Origin of the sequence: Stenotrophomonas maltophilia group sp. Smal12 (genome assembly GCF_037079935.1) — a bacterium.
GTDB lineage: Bacteria > Pseudomonadota > Gammaproteobacteria > Xanthomonadales > Xanthomonadaceae > Stenotrophomonas > Stenotrophomonas sepilia.
This window is the reverse complement of record NZ_JBAWUK010000009.1, coordinates 22,657-39,678: the sequence shown is the minus strand read 5'-3', so window position 1 is coordinate 39,678 and position 17,022 is coordinate 22,657. Positions and strand designations below refer to the sequence as shown.

16 protein-coding genes are annotated in these 17,022 nt (G+C 66.7%); 7 read left to right on the top strand and 9 right to left on the bottom strand.

The annotated features are described in order from the left end of the window. Nucleotides 1–19: 19 nt before the first annotated feature. The 7 genes from WDC87_RS05815 (at nt 20) to WDC87_RS05785 (ending at nt 7,521) form a co-directional block, all read left to right on the top strand. A complete protein-coding gene (locus WDC87_RS05815; protein ID WP_252744650.1) occupies nt 20–1,066 on the top strand; it encodes an ABC transporter substrate-binding protein in 1,047 nt (348 codons plus the stop codon). Then, nucleotides 1,063–2,106, top strand: a complete 1,044-nt coding sequence (locus WDC87_RS05810; protein WP_252744649.1) for an iron ABC transporter permease — start codon at nt 1,063–1,065, stop codon at nt 2,104–2,106. Before WDC87_RS05815 ends, WDC87_RS05810 begins: the two co-directional genes overlap by 4 nt. Next, nucleotides 2,103–2,864 carry a heme ABC transporter ATP-binding protein gene (locus WDC87_RS05805; protein WP_252744648.1) on the top strand — a complete coding sequence of 254 codons (762 nt, stop codon included), beginning with the start codon at nt 2,103–2,105 and terminating at the stop codon, nt 2,862–2,864. Before WDC87_RS05810 ends, WDC87_RS05805 begins: the two co-directional genes overlap by 4 nt. Before the next feature lie 64 nt (nt 2,865–2,928). Then, on the top strand, nt 2,929–3,678 hold the full coding sequence (locus WDC87_RS05800; RefSeq protein WP_227836682.1) for a hypothetical protein: 750 nt from the start codon (nt 2,929–2,931) through the stop codon (nt 3,676–3,678). A 415-nt stretch (nt 3,679–4,093) separates the two neighbouring features. Continuing rightward, nucleotides 4,094–6,130 (top strand): elongation factor G, encoded by a 2,037-nt coding sequence (gene fusA / locus WDC87_RS05795; RefSeq protein WP_188241048.1) that lies wholly within the window; start codon nt 4,094–4,096, stop codon nt 6,128–6,130. A gap of 252 nt (nt 6,131–6,382) precedes the next feature. Continuing rightward, a complete protein-coding gene (locus tag WDC87_RS05790; RefSeq protein WP_005409616.1) occupies nt 6,383–6,655 on the top strand; it encodes a hypothetical protein in 273 nt (90 codons plus the stop codon). 110 nt (nt 6,656–6,765) lie between these two features. Continuing rightward, nucleotides 6,766–7,521: a SapC family protein gene (locus tag WDC87_RS05785; protein ID WP_053496662.1), complete on the top strand. Its 756-nt coding sequence runs from the start codon at nt 6,766–6,768 to the stop codon at nt 7,519–7,521. On the opposite strand, the gene WDC87_RS05780 is transcribed toward WDC87_RS05785, so the two are convergent. The 9 genes from WDC87_RS05780 to WDC87_RS05740 form a co-directional block, all read right to left on the bottom strand. Continuing rightward, the gene (locus WDC87_RS05780; RefSeq protein WP_252744647.1) at nt 7,478–9,682 is read right to left on the bottom strand and encodes an ATP-binding protein; all 2,205 of its coding nucleotides are present in this window, start codon (nt 9,680–9,682) and stop codon (nt 7,478–7,480) included. The two genes, WDC87_RS05785 and WDC87_RS05780, sit on opposite strands and share 44 nt — an antisense overlap. A 161-nt stretch (nt 9,683–9,843) precedes the next feature. Then, nucleotides 9,844–10,470: a response regulator transcription factor gene (locus tag WDC87_RS05775; protein ID WP_072166996.1), complete on the bottom strand. Its 627-nt coding sequence runs from the start codon at nt 10,468–10,470 to the stop codon at nt 9,844–9,846. A 313-nt stretch (nt 10,471–10,783) separates the two neighbouring features. Then, the gene (locus WDC87_RS05770; RefSeq protein ID WP_061478671.1) at nt 10,784–11,317 is read right to left on the bottom strand and encodes a lipocalin family protein; all 534 of its coding nucleotides are present in this window, start codon (nt 11,315–11,317) and stop codon (nt 10,784–10,786) included. An 8-nt stretch (nt 11,318–11,325) separates the two neighbouring features. Beyond that, the gene (locus WDC87_RS05765; RefSeq protein WP_072166998.1) at nt 11,326–12,399 is read right to left on the bottom strand and encodes a cyclopropane-fatty-acyl-phospholipid synthase family protein; all 1,074 of its coding nucleotides are present in this window, start codon (nt 12,397–12,399) and stop codon (nt 11,326–11,328) included. Continuing rightward, nucleotides 12,396–13,181, bottom strand: coding sequence for a DUF1295 domain-containing protein (locus WDC87_RS05760; RefSeq protein WP_151354956.1), 786 nt, complete (start codon nt 13,179–13,181; stop codon nt 12,396–12,398). Before WDC87_RS05760 ends, WDC87_RS05765 begins: the two co-directional genes overlap by 4 nt. After that, nucleotides 13,178–13,723: a DUF2878 domain-containing protein gene (locus tag WDC87_RS05755; RefSeq protein ID WP_088497489.1), complete on the bottom strand. Its 546-nt coding sequence runs from the start codon at nt 13,721–13,723 to the stop codon at nt 13,178–13,180. Before WDC87_RS05755 ends, WDC87_RS05760 begins: the two co-directional genes overlap by 4 nt. Nucleotide 13,724: 1 nt before the next feature. Then, a complete protein-coding gene (locus WDC87_RS05750) occupies nt 13,725–14,984 on the bottom strand; it encodes a cyclopropane-fatty-acyl-phospholipid synthase family protein (RefSeq protein ID WP_134970217.1) in 1,260 nt (419 codons plus the stop codon). Beyond that, nucleotides 14,981–15,748 carry a DUF1365 domain-containing protein gene (locus WDC87_RS05745; RefSeq protein WP_088497487.1) on the bottom strand — a complete coding sequence of 256 codons (768 nt, stop codon included), beginning with the start codon at nt 15,746–15,748 and terminating at the stop codon, nt 14,981–14,983. The genes WDC87_RS05750 and WDC87_RS05745 overlap by 4 nt, the downstream gene beginning before the upstream one ends. Then, nucleotides 15,745–17,022: an FAD-dependent oxidoreductase gene (locus tag WDC87_RS05740; RefSeq protein WP_252744483.1), complete on the bottom strand. Its 1,278-nt coding sequence runs from the start codon at nt 17,020–17,022 to the stop codon at nt 15,745–15,747. Before WDC87_RS05740 ends, WDC87_RS05745 begins: the two co-directional genes overlap by 4 nt.

Genomic DNA, 17,022 nt, shown 5'->3' with positions numbered 1-17,022 from the left:
ACCAGCAAGGAGAACGAGCATGAACATCGCGTCCCGTCTGCGCCTGTGTGCGCTTCCGTTGGCTGTTTCGCTGGCGCTGTCTGCCTGCAGTGGCTCGTCAACGCCGTCTGATGGCCTCAAGGCCGCCGAGCCGCCTGCCGCAACAGCTGCTGCCGAAACCGCGTTGCCGGCAGGCTGGCAGCGCGTGGCCGGTGCCGAGATGCCAGCGGTGCATGAACAGAGGGCCGTGCTGCCGGCCAAAGTGCATTCCGATGACGGTGCTGACATTGAAGTGTCCGACACCAGCCGGATCATTGCCGGTGGTGACGACGTCATCGCGGTGATCGAGGCGCTGGGACTGGGCCAGCAGGTGTACGCGGCACCGACCAACACCACCACGCAGGCCGGCCTCGCTGCCCCGCACCAGTTCCTGTTCAACCGCACCACGGGCGTGGAAGGCGTGCTGAGCCTGCAGGGCTCGCTGTTCCTCGGCAACAGCCTGCGCCGCCACACCGGGCTGGCGAGAAAGCTGCGCGAGGTGGGCGAGCCGGCGGTGGTCATCGATGACCTGCAGCCGGCGCCGGACAAGGTGCGCAAGGTCGCCGCCGCACTAGGGCTGGCCGAAGCGGGGCAAACACTGGCCACGCAGGTGCAGCGCCAGCTCGACGAGGCTGCAGCGATTGGCAAGGGCCTGGGCCATGCGCCACGACTGATCCACGTATCGGCGACCGGCGCTGGCGGCTCGCCCACTGTTGCAGGTGCCGACAGCGCGTCGGCGCAGCTGATCGCCCTGGCCGGCGGCATCAACATCGGCACCGAGGCCGGGGTGAAGAACTACTCGCAGCTGAGCAACGAGGGCGTGGTCGCGGCGGCACCGGAAGTGATCCTGGTGACCGAGCACGATCTGCAGCTGTTCGGCGGTGCCGAGGGCCTGTGGAAGGCATACCCGACGCTGAAGCAGACCCCGGCCGGGCAGGCCAACCGGGTCTGGGTGATGCCGGATGTGCAGCTGAAGTACACCAGCGTGGGTTCTGGTGCGGGCGCGCTGGCGCTGGCCAAGGCCCTGGCAGCGTTGCCGAAGGCATGAGTCCAGCAGATCAGCGCCGCCGTCGCGGGCGGGCGATGTTGATGGTGGCGTTGCTGGCCCTGCTGGGGGCGGTGCTGGCGTCGTTCGCCGTGGGCCCGCTGCGGTTGCCACCGCTGGAGGTGATGCAGGCGCTGGCGGTGAAGCTGGGCCTGCTTGATCCGCAGGCGGTCAGCAGCCGCGATCTGGCGGTGGTCTGGCAGCTGCGTATTCCGCGTGCCCTGTTGGGCGCGATGGTCGGTGCGTCGCTGGCGATGGCCGGTGCCAGCCTGCAGGGTCTGTTCGGCAATCCGTTGGCCGACCCCGGCATCGTCGGTGTCAGCCAGGGTGCTGCGCTGGGTGCAGTGGCTGCCATTGTTCTCGGCGCTGCCGGCGCCGCCGGTTGGCTGGTGCCGGTTGCCGCCTTCGTCGGTGGCGCCCTGGCCATCGGCCTGACCTATGCGCTGGCGCGGCCGGGCAAGGGCAGTGGCAATGCGACGCTGCTGCTGGTCGGTATCGCGATGGCGGCCTTCTGTTCGGCGCTGATCGGTTTTCTCACCTATATCGCAAGCGAAAGCGAACTGCAGTCGCTGGTGTTCTGGCAGATGGGCTCGCTGGCACGTGCCAACTGGGCCGATGTGGCCGCCGTGGTACCGCTGTTTGCCATCGGTGTGCTGGCGCTGCAACGGTTGGCAACGCCGCTGGACATGCTGGCGCTGGGCGAGCGCCAGGCCCAGCATCTGGGGCTGGATGTGACCCGCACGCGGCGTCGACTGGTGGCGTTCAGCGCGCTGCTGGTCGGGGCGGCGGTGGCGTTTGCGGGCTCGATCAGCTTCGTTGGCCTGGTGGTGCCGCACGTGGCGCGCCTGCTGGTGGGTCCCGGTCATCGCTGGCTGCTGCCGTTGTCCGGCCTGCTGGGTGCACTGCTGATCGTGGTGGCGGATACGGCCGCGCGCACGCTGGATCCGCCCGCGGAGATTCCGCTGGGCCTGTTCTCGGCCGCGCTGGGTGCGCCGTTCTTCCTCTGGCTGGTGCTGCAGCAGCGCCGCAAGGCGGTGCCATGAGTGTGCTGCTGAAGCTGCACGAGGTGGTGGTGCGCCGCCAGCAACGCGAGATCCTGCACGGCATTTCCTTGGCGTTCGAACCAGGTACGGTGACCGCACTGGTGGGCCCGAACGGTGCGGGCAAGTCCACGGTGTTGGCGGTCGCGGCCGGCGACCTGCGCGCCGATGCGGGGGAGGTGAGCCTGTTGGGCATGCCGTTGGCCAGTTACAAGGCGGGGCCGCTGGCGCGCGAGCGCGCGGTGATGCCGCAGGAGCACGGCGTGCGTTTTGCCTTCAGCGTCGAAGAGGTGGTGGCGATGGGGCGATTGCCGCATCCGCCGGACCCGGTCACCGATGACGCCCAGGTGGAAGCTGCGATCGAAGCCGCTGAACTGCAGGCGTTGCGCCTGCGCGAGGTGCAGCAGCTGTCCGGTGGTGAGTCCGCCCGGACCACGTTCGCGCGCGTGCTGGCACAGGACACGCCATTGCTGCTGCTGGATGAGCCCACTGCTGCGCTGGATCTGCGCCATCAGGAGCGCACGCTGCGCAGTGTGCGTGCCTGTGCCGAAGCCGGTGCGTGCGTGATCGTGGTCCTGCACGACCTCAATCTGGCCGCAGGCTATGCCGACCGCATCGTGTTGCTGGAACAGGGTAGGGTCGCGGCCGATGGCACGCCGTTGCAGGTGCTGACCGAAGACAACCTGCGGCGCGTCTACCAGCAGGATGTGGTGGTGCTGGAGCATCCGCGGCGCGGGGTTCCGCTGGTGGTGGTGACCTGAGCGAAGGTCCGCCCGATTGCTCCGGGTATCATGGCGGCTTCGTCTTCTTCAAGGGACTGATGCCATGTTCCGCACGGTTACCCGCAGCGTGCTGCTTGCCGCGATGATTGCTTCCGTTTACGCAGCCCATGCAGCGTCGACCTCCCAGGTTTCGCTGACCAACGCGGCCGAGAATGCCTCGCTGATCGAAACCCGGCATTCCAGTGGCGACGGTGCCGCAGTGACGTCGATGAAGACGCAGTACTTTGCCAACGAGGAAATGTCGGTGAGCTGGGACGACCAGCAGGTGCTGGTGCTGTGCAGTGAAGCGGCGTACCTGAAGATTCCTGCCGCCAAGCTCAAGGCCGGAGCGTTGACTACCGAGCAGCGGCAGATGATCGTCTATCAGGCACTGATGTCCGGCCTGGGGGCTGTCGCGGGCGTTGTCGGGCCGGCAGGCGAGGTGGTGACCGTGGCGGATGACGGTAGCGAGACCCGCAGTGTTGGCGAGAACAGCTGGGCATACGGTATCGAGCGCTACGACGTGATCAGTCAGCGGCTGCCGGATGGTGCTCTTCGGGTCCGGACCCGTAAGACGGAAACCGTGAATACCACGCCGCCGGCGGGCCCGGACGACACATTCAGCACCGAGGATGATCAGGCGGCACGCCTGTCCGAGCTGGCGCCGGTGGGGAGCTGGATCGAGGTCGTGATTCATGGTGGCCCACGGCTGCCGCACGTGGACCCGGCGATTTCGTTGAAGGGCTGGATGTCGATGGGGGATGACCAGCCTGCAACAGTGGCCGAGGCGCGCAAGCTGCACGGCTGCAAGTGAGGGCTGCCAGGGGTCAGATCCCTTTGCCCCTGGCAAAGGGATCTGACCCCTATCGTTGTCGGCCTCATCGTTCCATTCATGTGCGCAATATTCACTTGCGCGCCAGATTGGCAGGTCTAGAATGCGCCCCATGAACCGGATGCCGCTCCTGAAGTTTTTCACCCTGGCCCGCGCAAGCGCGGAACGGGCGTGTCTGCCTGGAGCTCCACAGGGCCGCTGAAGCGGCTATCGCTGGATCATCCACAGAGCGCCCTTCGGGGCGCTCTTTTCGTTTCTGCAGTTTCATTTCCCTAACCCGACGTACCGCAAGGAGAACGTGCCATGCACCAGATCGCCGAGACCGAACGCTAGCCGCGCACCCTGTCGCCAACCGGGGTGCGCGGCCCCCGTAGTTGGCTTTGCAGGAACCTATCTCATGAACACCCAAGTCCTTTCCCGCCGTCGCAACCTTGGCATCATTGCCCACATCGACGCCGGCAAGACCACGCTGACCGAACGCCTGCTGTGGAAAAGCGGCGAGATCCATCGCGTCGGCGAAGTGCACGACGGCAATGCGACCACCGACTTCTCGGCGATCGAGCGCGAACGGGGCATCACCATTGGCGCGGCCGCCGTGCAGGCGCAGTGGGCACCGCGTGATCTGCCGCCGCATCGGTTGACCCTGATCGATACCCCCGGCCACATCGATTTCGCCATCGAGGTCGAGCGATCCCTGCGGGTACTCGACGGCGCCGTGGCGGTGTTCTCGGCCGTGGATGGCGTGCAGCCGCAGTCCGAGACGGTGTGGCGCCAGGCGCGTCGCCATCACGTGCCGCTGATCGCTTTCGTCAACAAGATGGACCGCGTAGGCGCTTCGTTTGAGCGCGTGCTGGAGCAGCTGCAGGACAAGCTGCGCGCGCGGCCGTGGGCGCTGGGCGTGCCGTTGGGCAGCGAAAGCGGCTTCAGTGGCTGGGTCGATCTCGTCGATGCGCGCGTGCTGCAGTGGCAGGAGGGCGGCGCAACCACGGTGACCCCGTGGGACGAAGCGGCGCGCGCCCAATGGCAGGCCCAGCGCGATGCGCTGGTCGAAGCTGTGGCCGATCATGACGAAGAACTGGCCGATGCCTGGCTGGAAGGTCGCGTGATTGGTGCCGATATGCTGCGCGCGGCGATCCGGCGGGCGACGCTGGCAGGTGCAGGCGTGCCTGTGCTGGCCGGTGCTGCGTTCAAGGACAAGGGCATCGAGACGCTGCTGGATGCCGTGGTCGATTACCTGCCGTCGCCGCTGGACCGCCCTGCTGTCAGGGCTGAAAGCGATGAGGGCGAGGTGATGCTGCCGCCGGATCCGGACGGTCCACTGGCAGGCCTGCTGTTCAAGATCACCCACCAGCAGCACGGGGCGCTGAGCTTCGTGCGGCTGTACTCGGGCACCTTGAAGGTGGGCGACGCGGTGGCCAGTTCGCAGCATCCGCAGGGGCGGCGTGTCAGTCGCCTGGTGCGGGTGCAGGCCGACCAGACCCATGACATCGAGCAGGCCGTGGCCGGTGACATCGTCGCGGTCCTGGGCTGGAAGGATGCGGTCAGTGGCGAGACGCTGAGCAGCCGTGCGCTGCCGTTGCGCCTGGAGAACATCCAGGCTCAGGCGCCGGTGCTGGCCTGGCGGTTGGAGCCGGCGCGTGCGGCGGACCTGATCCGGATGGCGCAGGGACTGGCCAGCCTGGCCCAGGAAGATCCCTCGTTCCGTGTGGAAACGGACCGGGAAACGGGTGAAACCCTGGTCTGGGGCATGGGTGAGCTGCATCTGGAAGTGATGGTCGAGCGCCTGCGCAGCGAATGGAAGGTCGACGTGGCCGTAGGTGCGCCGCGCGTGGCCTACCAGGAGACGCTGATGCGCCCGATGACCGGTGTCGTCGGGCGGCTGGTCAAGCAGACCGGTGGCCAGGGCCAGTTCGCGCACGTGGTGCTGGATGTGGCGCCGCGCGACGACGACCTTGTCGTGTTCAACGACCGCATCGTCGGTGGCGTTGTGCCGCGCAGCTTCATCGCAGCGGTGGAAAAGGGCGTGCGTGCCGCGCTGTCGGAAGGTCCGCAGGGACATCCGGTGGTCGGCATCGAGGTCAGTCTTGTCGATGGCCAGACCCATGCCAAGGACTCTTCGGAGATGGCGTTCCATCGCGCAGGCGCCGAGGCGATCAAGGCGGCGCTGGCCGAGGGTGGCACGCAGCTGCTGGAGCCGGTGATGGCGGTGACGGTGCATTCGCCGTCGGCGTCGGTAGGTGATGTGGTCGGCGACCTCAACCGGCGCCATGGCCGCATCGCCCGCATCGAGGACCAGGACGGTCGTGCCGAGGTCAGTGGTTTCGCGCCACTGGCGCAGCTGGTGGGGTACACCACCTCGCTGCGTTCGCTCAGCCAGGGGCGGGCCAGCAGTGAGGCGCACCTGCACGGCTATGAGCCAGTACGCGCGGCATGAAGAAGGCAAGGGAGCCCGTTCGCGGGCTCCCATTTTTTTTGTCCGGGTTTCCGTATCCGCGCATGGCGTGGATCCACCGGGTGAACGGGTCGCGAGCTCTGCAGTAGATCCACGCCATGCGTGGATGGATCCGCACCGACACGGCAACATTGGCGCTGCATCGCACCAAATCTGTAGAAAAAGCTGGATTAAAGTGATGCCTCACGATAAATTGCGCACCCCCCGTTGCTCGCCGCCGCCCGCACCCCTCTCATGCGTGATGACAAAGACCCCGGAACCCTGGAGCTGACCCTGCCGCGCAAGCGCGGTCGTCCGCCCAAGTTCGGGTACGCGATGAGCGATGCGCAGCGGGCGGCGCGCTATCGTGCGCGCAGGGCAGGGCAGGCCAACCATGCCGACGTGCGTTCCTGCAGTGACATGGTGCTGCTGGACAAGATCCGTGCGGCGGTCAGTGCCCGCGACACCGAGCTGGCCGGTTTCCTGGTCCACGTACTCTGGCAGCGCTACCCCCTGCAGCTGAAATAGTTCGCCGGTGGGGTGGCCGTTGTCATCGAGCTTGTTGATAATGCGGGATTCAGGTTGTTCCCGCTGGCGTGCCCGGGATGGCAGGCGCGCATGATCGAACGGTTCCCAACATGACCACCACCAGCGACACCACCACCGAAGCGGCGCCGAGCGGCGCCCCCCTGTTCTATACCCGCCCGGTGCCGCTGCAGGCCGATGTGCATGCCGATCTGCGCATCCTGCCGGGCAAGCTCGAGTTCGCCGCCGGCAACAATGCCATTCCGCTGGTGCTGGGCGAGTTCTCGCTGGCCCTGCACCACTTCCCGATCCTGTTTGCCGGCCCGAGCGCGGTTCCGATGGCTGCCGTGGGCGTGTCCGACCAGAACCTGTTCATCAAGGATGGCCTGTGGGAAGACGAGGCCTATATTCCCGCCTACCTGCGCCGCCACCCCTTCATCTTCATCGACACCGGTGCGGAGAATGATTTCCTGCTGGGCATCGACGAAGAGAGCCCACGCGTGGTCAAGGGTGGCGAAGAAGGCCAACCGCTGTTCGTTGATGGCAAGGCCACCGAGATGGTGCAGCAGGCCCTGGAATTCTGCGGCCAGTACACCCGCGAACACGAACAGACCCAGGCCTTCTCCAAGGCCCTGGTCGACAACGGCCTGCTGGTGGAGCGCAACGCCACCGTGCGTATCCCGGATGGCCGGGAGTTCAACCTCAACGGTTTCCTGGTCGTGGACGTCGAGAAGTTCGTCGCGCTGCCGGAAGCAACCGTGGTCGAGTGGCACCGCAGTGGCTGGCTGGCACTGATCCACCAGCACCTGATGTCGCTGGGTCGCTTCAATGACCTGACCCGTCGCCAGGTCGAGCGTCTGGCCGCGTGATCAAGGGGGTGGGCAGGGTTCCCGCGACGCGGGCGCCCTGTCCGGCCTGCAGTACGCCCAGCAGGCGACGTGCGTCGGTCCAGTCCGGCGCGGCGTCCTGCGCCAGATCGACCAGCTCGGCCGCGATGGCGGCGTGCTCGGATTGACCCAGCATCTGTAGCGCGCCCTGCAATCGGTGCGCGTGATGACCGAGCGCCGATGCGTCTGCATGATCGACAATCCGCTCGATCCTGCCGAGTTCATCGCAGATGTCGGCGCTGTAGGCCGCGTCCATTTCAGTCACCTGCTCAAGTGCGTCCACGCTCTCCGGCGCCGGAATGCCCAGCGCAGCGAGCAGTTCGGCGGCGCGCAGCGGCTTGGCCAGCACCGCGTCGAAACCCGAGCGGCGGCAGCGTGCGTGGTGACGTCGCCCGCTGCGGGCAGACAAGGCGATCAGACGGACCGGATGCCCGCTGCGGGCGCGCAGTTCGCGTGCCAATGCGTAGCCATCGATGCCACGCAGCCCAATGTCGATCAGCGCGGCAGGGCGGGGGTGGCGTATCTGTTCGGCCAGCGCGCTGGCCGCGTCTTCCAGGGCACATACCTCGGCGCCCCAGCGCCGCAACTGTTCGGCAATGACGTGGCGATTGAGTGCGTGGTCCTCCACCAGCAGCAGTTGCAGCCCGGCCAGTGGCGTGCCCTCCACGGGCATGTCCCGGACACTCTCGGCAGAGTCAGCAGCGCATACCGGCAGGCGCAGGATGAAGCGGCTGCCGCGACCGAGGACGCTGTGCACGGTCAGATCGCCCCCCATCGCACGTGCCAGCTCGCGTGCAATCGAAAGCCCGAGGCCACTACCGCCACGCCGATGCCCACCGCTGCCTTGATGGAAAGGCTGGAACAGTTCGGCTACCTGTGCGGGCGCGATCCCGATCCCGCTGTCGATCACCTCCAGCAGCAGCTCTTGCGGCCGCGCTACTGGAAGCAGTCGCAGGCGCAGCTCGATGCCGCCGATATCACTGAACTTCACCGCATTGGCCAGCAGATTGCTGGCAATCTGGCGTAGCGCATCAATGTCCACCCGAATGATCGGCGAAGGTTCGGTCGGGGCATCAAGATGCAGTTGCAGGCCTTTCTGTTGCGCCTGAGGCCGAATGGCCTCCAGTGCCTGCCGGCAAAGCCGGGTCGCATCACAGGCTTGTGCATGCGGCCTGAAAGCGCCGCTGGCGAGGCGCGAAAAGTCCAGTGCGCGATTCAACAGGCCGCGCAGGGATTGGCCGGCGCTGCTGGCAGCGGCGAGCAGATCGCGCTCGCCTTTCGGCAGTGTCGATCGTCCAAGCAGCTCGATCGAGGCCAGTACGGCCTGTGCCGAATTGCGCATCTCGTGACTGATCATCCCGATGGCCTGCGCGCTGCGGCGGTCGCCGCGTACCCGCAGGTGACGGGTCATGGGCCACAGCAACAGCGCGACCAGCAGAGGGGGCAGCAGCAGCCAGCCGCGCGGGGGCGAGGCCTGCATCCAGTCCAGTGCGTTTCCCGCCGCCGCTGGCAGGGTCTGGCCTGCCCACAGGTGGAGCAGGCTCGCATGCTCCTCCAGCGTGATCTCCCGCAACGCCTGTCCGATGCGTTCAAGCAGCTGCTGGTCTTCCTGGCGGACGAGCAGGTAGAGGTCGGTGGAGAAGTCGCTGTCGAATGGCTGCAGGCGCAGGCTGCCGTTGAAATGGCGTCGAACCAGCGGGCGCAGCGTGGATTCCAGGCCAATCGCCACGTCGGCCAGGCCGGATTGAACTGCCGTCAATGCTGCGTACCGATCAGGCAGGTGCTGCAGCCGGATCTGAGGATGATGCGCGCGCAGCCAGCCGGCGTAGGGCCCGCCTTCAACGACGGCCACCACCCGGCCGTCGAGCTCGCGTATCTCCCGTGGCAGCCATTCACCGGCGCGCCCTGCCAGCAGGGTGGCGCCACCCCGGAAGCGGCTGGACGCGGCGAGGTCGGGGCAGGGCAGCTTCTGGTGTCTCGCGCCGCCAAACACCATGACCAGGTCGGCCTCGTGATGACATACAGCGAGGATTGATGCGGCGGTCGTCGGATAGGGGTGTTCCAGGAAGCTGAGTTGGGCGTGACGCGCCACCAGGTTGGCGTAGCCATGGGCGAGCGTCGGCGGTGATGACGGATCGGCCATCGCTGCGGGCACGGGGCGTAGGGACGGAGCGGTGGAGACCCGCACGCTGCTGCCCGGTAGCCAGCGTGGTGACCGGATATCTTCCGCCGACGCGGCGGGAAGGAGAAGCAGTACCAGCAACCCCCGGATCAGCAGGCACGGACGCAATGGCGCATGGCGCCTCACGGCGACTCCAACCGTTCACGCAGCGCATAGATCTCCACATCGCTGCGCAAGCCCAGCTTGCGCAGCACCGCGACCTTCTGTGTGCTGACGGTCTTGATGCTGCGGTGCCGGCGCAGCGCGATCTCCGATACGGTCAGGCCTTCCAGCAGCAGCTCCAGTACCTCCCGCTCGTTGCGGCTGAGCTCGCCACGATCGCCGGCCAGCCTGACGTCCGGCGGAATCCGGATCAGGCCCTGGAAGACGCGCACGATGGCGTCGGACAATGCCGCAAGGGGTTCGGCCTTGCTGACGAACCCACCGAGTCCGGCATCGATCAGGCTGTTGAGATTCGTGGTGGGAGAGAGCGTGGCGAAGGCCAGCATTGGTGTGCGCGGGAATTCGCGACAGAGCAGCGTAACCAGCTCGATGCCGCCCAGGTCGCCACGGGCGAGCGTGAGATCGATGATGGCCACATCCACGGGCAAGCGGTGCAGGCTGTCGATCAGCGCACTGCTGCAACCATGGCTGGCGACGATGTCGAACCGGAGATCGCCTGACAGGTGCAGGGCGGTGCCGCGACGGACGACTTCATGGTCGTCCAGGAGCGCCAGTCGAAGCCGGCGCGGTGCAGGAAATCCATTCATGCGCGGGAGGTGGTCAGCGCCCGTGGGCGTGGCCGCCATTCTGGCGCCGCTGTCGCGTCGAACATCGAATTTGTTGCGTTTTTACGACTATTCCTAAAGATCGATGGATGAGCTCCATCGATAAGAGCTGATCCATGGGCTGGACGTATCGTCAGGTTGAAAGCCGTGTGGACGCAGTGTCCTGGTGCGCTCTCGCTGGGTACAGCTGGCCTGGGTTGCAGGGCTGCCGGCACCCTTTGACAGGACATTAATGTGACGCGTCACGCCGGGGTGCCTGGTCACCCGCGAGCCGAGTAGTGGGCGGTAGCGCAATCTATCGCACCGACTGCGGCACGCGCCTGAGCCTGCCGGTGTCGTAGCCCATGGCCGCGATGCGCTGCACGGCGTGCTGGTAGTCGCTGTCCGATACGTGCGGGGTACGTGCCATGTACCAGACATAGTCGCGCTTGCTGCGTGCGACGATGGTCTGGCCATAGTCGTCGTCCAGCCAGGCAATCACATACTCGGCCTGGATCGGCCAGATGAACTGCATGCCCCAGATCGCGCCATTGCCGTTCTTCTCGACCCGTCCAACCGGGTGCATGGACTTCTGCGGGGCGTCGAAACTGCCCTTGCGATAGGTGAAGGTCGTCTGGATGCGCCCGTCCGGCCGCAGCGCATAGCTCTCCACCGCGTCGAAGGCCTCGCGCTCCGGCCATGAGGGTATGTGGGCGATCACATACCAGTCGCCCATGAAGCGCGGCACGTCCACCGAGGGCGGGCGGGGCAGGGGACGGGTATCGCTGGAGCTGCAGCCGGAACCGAACAGGCTCAAGGCCAGCAGGGGAAGCAGGGAGCGCATGCGCATGTCACACCTCAACGGGGACGGAACAGGTAGTGGGCAACCAGCCACTGCTGGCCATCGTCGTAGCCGAACAGCTCGGCGCAGGCCATCCAGAACATGCGCCAGCGCTGCCACCAGATCTTCGCCGCCGCTTGGCCGTAGGTTGCGACCAGTACCGGCATCACCGCCTCGCGGGCCGCATCCTGGTTGGCCAGCCAATGGTCGGCGGTGCGCTGGTAGTGGGTGCCGTCCAGCAGCCAGCGCTGATCGAGTCGCAGGTCGCGCTGGAAATGCAGCAGCGTGTCAGCGGCCGGCATCAGGCCGCCGGTGAAGAAATGGCGCCCCATCCAGTTGTCGCCGCCCTCGGTCTCGAACGGGTACATCAGCGTGCGATGGGCGAAGATGTGCACGAACAGCGCGCCGTCGGGCTTCAGCCACTGCGCGATGTGCGCCAGCAGTCGCTGGTAGTTGCGCACATGTTCGAACATTTCCACCGAGACACAGCGATCGAAGCGTGCCGTGGGCAGCTCAAGCTGGTTGACGTCGCAGGTCAGCACCTCGACGTTGTGCAGGCCCCTGGCCTGGCACTGCGCCATGATGTGCTGGCGTTGGCTGTGCGAGTTGGATACCGCAGTGATGTTGGCCTGCCGATAGCGTTCGGCCATCCACAGGGTCAGCGAACCCCAGCCACAGCCCAGTTCGAGAATCTGCTGGCCGTCGGCAAGTCCGGCGCGCTGGCCATACAGTTCCAGCATCGCTTCCTCAGCCTGGTCCAGCGTTTCGCGCCCGGTAGGGTAGTAGCAGCTGCTGTACTTCAGCCGCTTTCCCAGGCAGGCCTGGAAGAATGCCGCGGGAACTTCGTAGTGCTGGCGGTTGGCCGCGTCGGTATGCAATGCGAGCGGACTGTCGGTCAGTTCTGCGATGCAACGGCTGAAGCGCGCGGACTGTGCCTCGATACCCCCCGCCGATTCCTCGTGCAGGCGTTGCGCGCACAGGCGCCGGATGCCGGCACGCAGCGCCGCATCGGGAACCAGCCCGCGTTCGGCCCAGGCGATCAGCCCGGTTTCCGCATCTTCAGCCGGATTCAGTGACGGGATCGCGCTCATGCGGAATGCTCCTTGGAAGAACGGGGGAACCAGGGAAAGAACATCGGCGTGCTGCGCTGGTAGGCACGGTAGTCGTCGCCGCGGCTGCGCAACGCCTGCTTCTCGGTGAAGGGGATGCCGCTGAGATAGCGCAGGAACAGATACATCAGCAGCGGCCCGGCCCACGCCAGCCACCACAGGGGGGAACCGACGGCGAGCAGCACATAGGTGAACCAGTGCAGCCACTCGAAGAAGTAGTTGGGGTGGCGTGAATAACGCCAGAGCCCCTCGCGGCAAGTGCGGCCCTTGTTCGCCGGGTCGGCACGGAAACGTGCGAGCTGGCGATCGGCCAGGCTCTCGCCGCCGACGCTCATCAGCCAGGCCAGTGCTGCGGCGACTGTCCACGGTGTCAGGCCGGCATGGGAATTGGCTGCCACCGCAACGAAGGGCAGAGCGAACAGCACGACCAGCAGCGCCTGCGCCATGAAGAAGCCAAAGATCTTGCCCTGGCGGCTCTGCCAGTGTTCGCGCAGATAACGGTAGCGCCCGTCTTCGGGTTCACTACGGACCCGGCGCCACAGGTGCAGCGCCAACCGGCCGCCCCACAGGCCGCCGAGCAGGCCCAACGCAACCCGAGGCAACATCGCGCCATCGCCGAGCAGCGCCAGCAGCAGGGCCGACGCACCCACGCACTTGGCCCAGAGCACGTCGACAACGCCGATGTTCTGGTGGCGGCGCTGCCAGGCCCAGCCCCAGCTCATCACCAGCACGGCATACAGCAGTACCCACAGCAGATTGATCATGACGATGCTCCGGCCAGGGAGGGCGGGGTGGTGCGAGAGCCGCGACGCGCGGTGACGCACAGCAGCGAAAGCGCGATGCTCCAGCCCGCACCCAACACCAGCAGGCCCTGCCACGTGGGTGCGGCGAAACGGACCGCATCGAAACCGCGCGCTGCGGAGAGATAGGCCAGCGGTGCCAACAGCAGGCCGAACAGAGCCGGCAAGGCCGGGTGGCGCAGCAGGAAGCGCATCGAGGTGGTCAGCGTCATCGCGAACGCGGCCCACAGCGCCATGATCCAGGGGGGTGGCACCCAGCCCAGCGGGGCGGCGGCGTAGCGCACGGTGCCGCTGGCGGCGGCGCTGGCATCGACCAGCCATGCGCAGGCCAGTGCCAACACCATCAACCGAAGGTCCAGCCGTGGTTGCGGCGACGTCAGCAGCTGGCTGCCAATGTAGAGAGAGGCTGCCAGCAACGCCGGCCACTGCCAGCCGCGCCCGGCGCCGGCTACGGCGCACAGCCAGACCAGCTGGTTGCCAAGCAGATTGGGCCAGAACCTGCGCATCTCAGCTGCCTTGGCCCGATGAGGCGCCCGGGCGATGCCCCGGGCGCGCCATCAGCAGATGGGAGACCCCGATCGAGCGCTCCAGGAAGCCGCCCTCGCAGTAGGCCAGGTAGAACTCCCACAGGCGGCAGAAGCGCGTATCGAAGCCCTGCGCCTGCACGTCGGGCAACCGGGCGAGGAAGCGCTGGCGCCAGGCGCGCAGGGTCAGCGCGTAGGAGTGACCGAAGTCCTGCTGGGCGATCAGCTGCAGGTCGCTGGACCGCGTTTTGGCGGCCATGATCGCGTTGATCGACGGAATGAAGCTGCCGGGGAACACATAGCGCTTGATGTAGTCTACGCTGCGCCGGGCCTGCTCGTAGCGATGGTCCTCGATGGTGATGGCCTGCAGCAGGGCAACGCCATCAGGCTTGAGCAGGCGCTGCAGCGTGGCCATGTAGGTGTCCAGGTATTCTGCGCCGATGGCTTCGATCATCTCGATCGACACCAGCTTGTCGAACTGGCCCTGCAGGTCGCGGTAGTCCTGCATCAGCAGCGTGACCTGGTCCTGCAGGCCGGCCGCCTGCACGCGCTGGGCAGCCAGCGCGTGCTGCTCGGCGGAGATGGTGGTGGTGGTGACGTGGCAGCCGTAGTGCTGCGCCGCGTGCAGCGCAAAACCACCCCAGCCGGTGCCGATCTCCACCACGCGATCGCCCGGCTTGAGCTGGAGCTGCTGGCAGATGCGGTCCAGCTTGCGCCGGGAGGCGGACTCCAGCGACTCGTCTTCTGTGTCGAACAGGGCTGAGGAATACATCAGGTCCGGCGACAGGAACAGGGCAAAGAAGTCGTTGCCAAGGTCGTAGTGCGCGGCAATGTTGCGGCGGCTGCCTTCACGGCTGTTGCGGCGCAGGCGGTTCCAGCCGCGCAGCAGCCAGCCACCCACGCGGGCCGGGCCGCGCTCCATGCCGTCGAGCAGGTCGCGATTGCGTACCAGCAGCCGGATCAGCGCCACCAGGTCATCGCAGTGCCATTCCCCCTGTATGTAGCTTTCACCTGCGCCCACGCTGCCTTGCGCTGCAACCTTGCGGTAGAACGCCGGGTCATCGATGGTGACGGTCACATGCAGCTCGCCATGGGCATCGCCCAGCCAGACTTCGCCGAGTGCATCACGCACGCACAGGCGGCCGTCGCGCATGGGGGCAAGCTGTTGCAGCAGGCGGCGGCGCAGGAAGGCATCCAAGGCGCCGGGACGTGGCAGGGCGACCAGGGGAGTCATCGAGTTCATCGCGGTTTCTCGGCAAGGGCAGGGTGGTCATGCACGGGGTTGCGTTTCAGCCACAGCCGCAGCGCGTGCCAGTGGATGGCGGCCATCACCTGCAGGGTCATCAAGGGATAGCAGGCCAGGACCCGGGCCAGCCCGCGGCCGTCCAGGGCGTGTCGCTGCATGGCCTGGGTGGCATCAAACTGGCGAACGCCTTGGCGCCAGACCTGCATGTGCACGCGCAGATCATCATCTGGGCGGTTGAACCGCCAGTCGTAGTGGCAATCCATCGGCATGAACGGCGAGACATGGAAGCGCTTGTCGAACCGCCAGCGCAGCGAGGCGCCTTCGTGGGTGGCCGTGGCGACTGGCAGGACATAGGCGTGCCGTTCCTTCCAGGGCGTATTGGTGATCTCGGCGACGATGCAGTCCAGGGTGCTGCCATCGGACTGGTAGCAGTAGTAGAAGCTGACCGGGTTGAATACGTGCCCGCCGAAGCGAAGGTGGGTGAGCAGGCGTACCGGGCCGGCAGGCCGATAGCCCAGGGTAGCCGCAGCATGATCGCGCACCGCATCGGCCAGCGGTTGTGCGGGATTGCCGAAGTAGTCGCTGCGGCGGAACTCGGCCAGGTTGCGGCGATTGACCGACCACAGCCAGCGCCCGGCGAACACGGTCTCCAGCTCGTCCAGATCGAGCAGCAGCTGCGCGATCGGATAGCGGAACGCGTGGGGCTGCGGATGATGCCGTCGGTGCATCACCTGCCCGAAGTAGAGTGCGCTGGCACTCACGCTGCCACCTCGCCGGGCGCAACGCTGTCAAGGTGCGCGGTGCACTCGCGCATCGCGTCCACCACGCGGCGGGCGCTGCGGATGCCGTCTTCGTGGAAGCCCCAGCCCCAGTATGCGCCGGCGAACCAGGTGTGGCGGCGGCCCTGCAGCTCTGCCCAGCGCTGCTGGGCGCGGATAGCGGCATGATCGTGCACCGGGTGGGCATAGTGCAGCCTGCGCAGCGCCTTGGCCGGATCAATCGCCTCGCTGCGGTTGAGGGTCACGACCAGCGGGGTGTCACCGGGCAGGCCCTGCAGGAGGTTCATGCAATAGCTGACCGTACAGGGCGCGCCTGGATCCCTGGGCACGTGTGCATTCCATGCAGCCCATGCTTTGCGGTTGCGCGGCAGCAACGATGCATCGGTATGCAGTACTGCTTCGTTGGGCTGGTAGCGGATGGCGCCGAGTACTTCGCGTTCGACCTGATCGGCGTCATGCAGCAGGGCAAGCGCCTGGTCGCTGTGGCACGCCAGGATGACCTCGTCGAACCCCTCCACGCCGGCCGCGCTGTGCACGCGCGCGCCCCACGGCATGCGTTCGACCGAGTGAACCGGGCATTCCAGCCGCTCACGCACCCGCCAGCGGGCGCGAAGGGCATCGACATAGCGTGCCGAGCCACCGCTGACCACCCGCCAGGGTGCGCGCCCGGTCATCTGCAGCATCTGGTGGTTGGCCATGAACTGGGCCAGGTAGCGGGCCGGGAACTGCATGACCGTGGCGGTCGGTGACGACCATAGTGCCGAAGCCATCGGCAGCAGGTGCTCGTCGATGAAAGCGGTGCCGTAGCGCTGGCCGCGCAGGTACTGGCCCAGTGTCGGGCCTTCGTCTTCCGCCAGCAGCAGCGGCGCATCCCGGTAGAACCGGCGCAGGTCGGCCAGCATTCCCCAGAAACGTGGCGAAACCAGATTGCGACGTTGGCAGAACAGGCCATCCAGCGAAGTGGCGTTGTACTCGACGCCACTTCGCTCGCTGTGCATGGAGAAGCTCATGGTGGTCGGCTGCGAGGCCACACCCAGTTCTTCGAACAGTGCCGTCAGCAGTGGGTAGTGCAGGGGATTGAAGACGATGAAACCGGTATCCACCGCCATGCGCGTGCCGTCCACCTGCACGTCATGGGTGTGGGTATGCCCGCCCAGGTAATCGTTGGCCTCGAACAGCGTCACTTCGTGTTCGCCGTCCAGCCACCAGGCACTGGCCAGGCCGGCAATGCCGGAGCCGATGATCGCGATGCGCAT

Bases quoted from the DNA above. Each gene is read 5' to 3' on its own strand.
- WDC87_RS05815 (WP_252744650.1), top strand. From the start codon at position 20: ATGAACATCGCGTCCCGTCTGCGCCTGTGTGCGCTTCCGTTGGCTGTT.
- WDC87_RS05810 (WP_252744649.1), top strand. From the start codon at position 1,063: ATGAGTCCAGCAGATCAGCGCCGCCGTCGCGGGCGGGCGATGTTGATG.
- WDC87_RS05805 (WP_252744648.1), top strand. From the start codon at position 2,103: ATGAGTGTGCTGCTGAAGCTGCACGAGGTGGTGGTGCGCCGCCAGCAA.
- WDC87_RS05800 (WP_227836682.1), top strand. From the start codon at position 2,929: ATGTTCCGCACGGTTACCCGCAGCGTGCTGCTTGCCGCGATGATTGCT.
- fusA (WP_188241048.1), top strand. From the start codon at position 4,094: ATGAACACCCAAGTCCTTTCCCGCCGTCGCAACCTTGGCATCATTGCC.
- WDC87_RS05790 (WP_005409616.1), top strand. From the start codon at position 6,383: ATGCGTGATGACAAAGACCCCGGAACCCTGGAGCTGACCCTGCCGCGC.
- WDC87_RS05785 (WP_053496662.1), top strand. From the start codon at position 6,766: ATGACCACCACCAGCGACACCACCACCGAAGCGGCGCCGAGCGGCGCC.
- WDC87_RS05780 (WP_252744647.1), bottom strand. From the start codon at position 9,682: ATGGCCGATCCGTCATCACCGCCGACGCTCGCCCATGGCTACGCCAAC.
- WDC87_RS05775 (WP_072166996.1), bottom strand. From the start codon at position 10,470: ATGAATGGATTTCCTGCACCGCGCCGGCTTCGACTGGCGCTCCTGGAC.
- WDC87_RS05770 (WP_061478671.1), bottom strand. From the start codon at position 11,317: ATGCGCATGCGCTCCCTGCTTCCCCTGCTGGCCTTGAGCCTGTTCGGT.
- WDC87_RS05765 (WP_072166998.1), bottom strand. From the start codon at position 12,399: ATGAGCGCGATCCCGTCACTGAATCCGGCTGAAGATGCGGAAACCGGG.
- WDC87_RS05760 (WP_151354956.1), bottom strand. From the start codon at position 13,181: ATGATCAATCTGCTGTGGGTACTGCTGTATGCCGTGCTGGTGATGAGC.
- WDC87_RS05755 (WP_088497489.1), bottom strand. From the start codon at position 13,723: ATGCGCAGGTTCTGGCCCAATCTGCTTGGCAACCAGCTGGTCTGGCTG.
- WDC87_RS05750 (WP_134970217.1), bottom strand. From the start codon at position 14,984: ATGAACTCGATGACTCCCCTGGTCGCCCTGCCACGTCCCGGCGCCTTG.
- WDC87_RS05740 (WP_252744483.1), bottom strand. From the start codon at position 17,022: ATGCGCATCGCGATCATCGGCTCCGGCATTGCCGGCCTGGCCAGTGCC.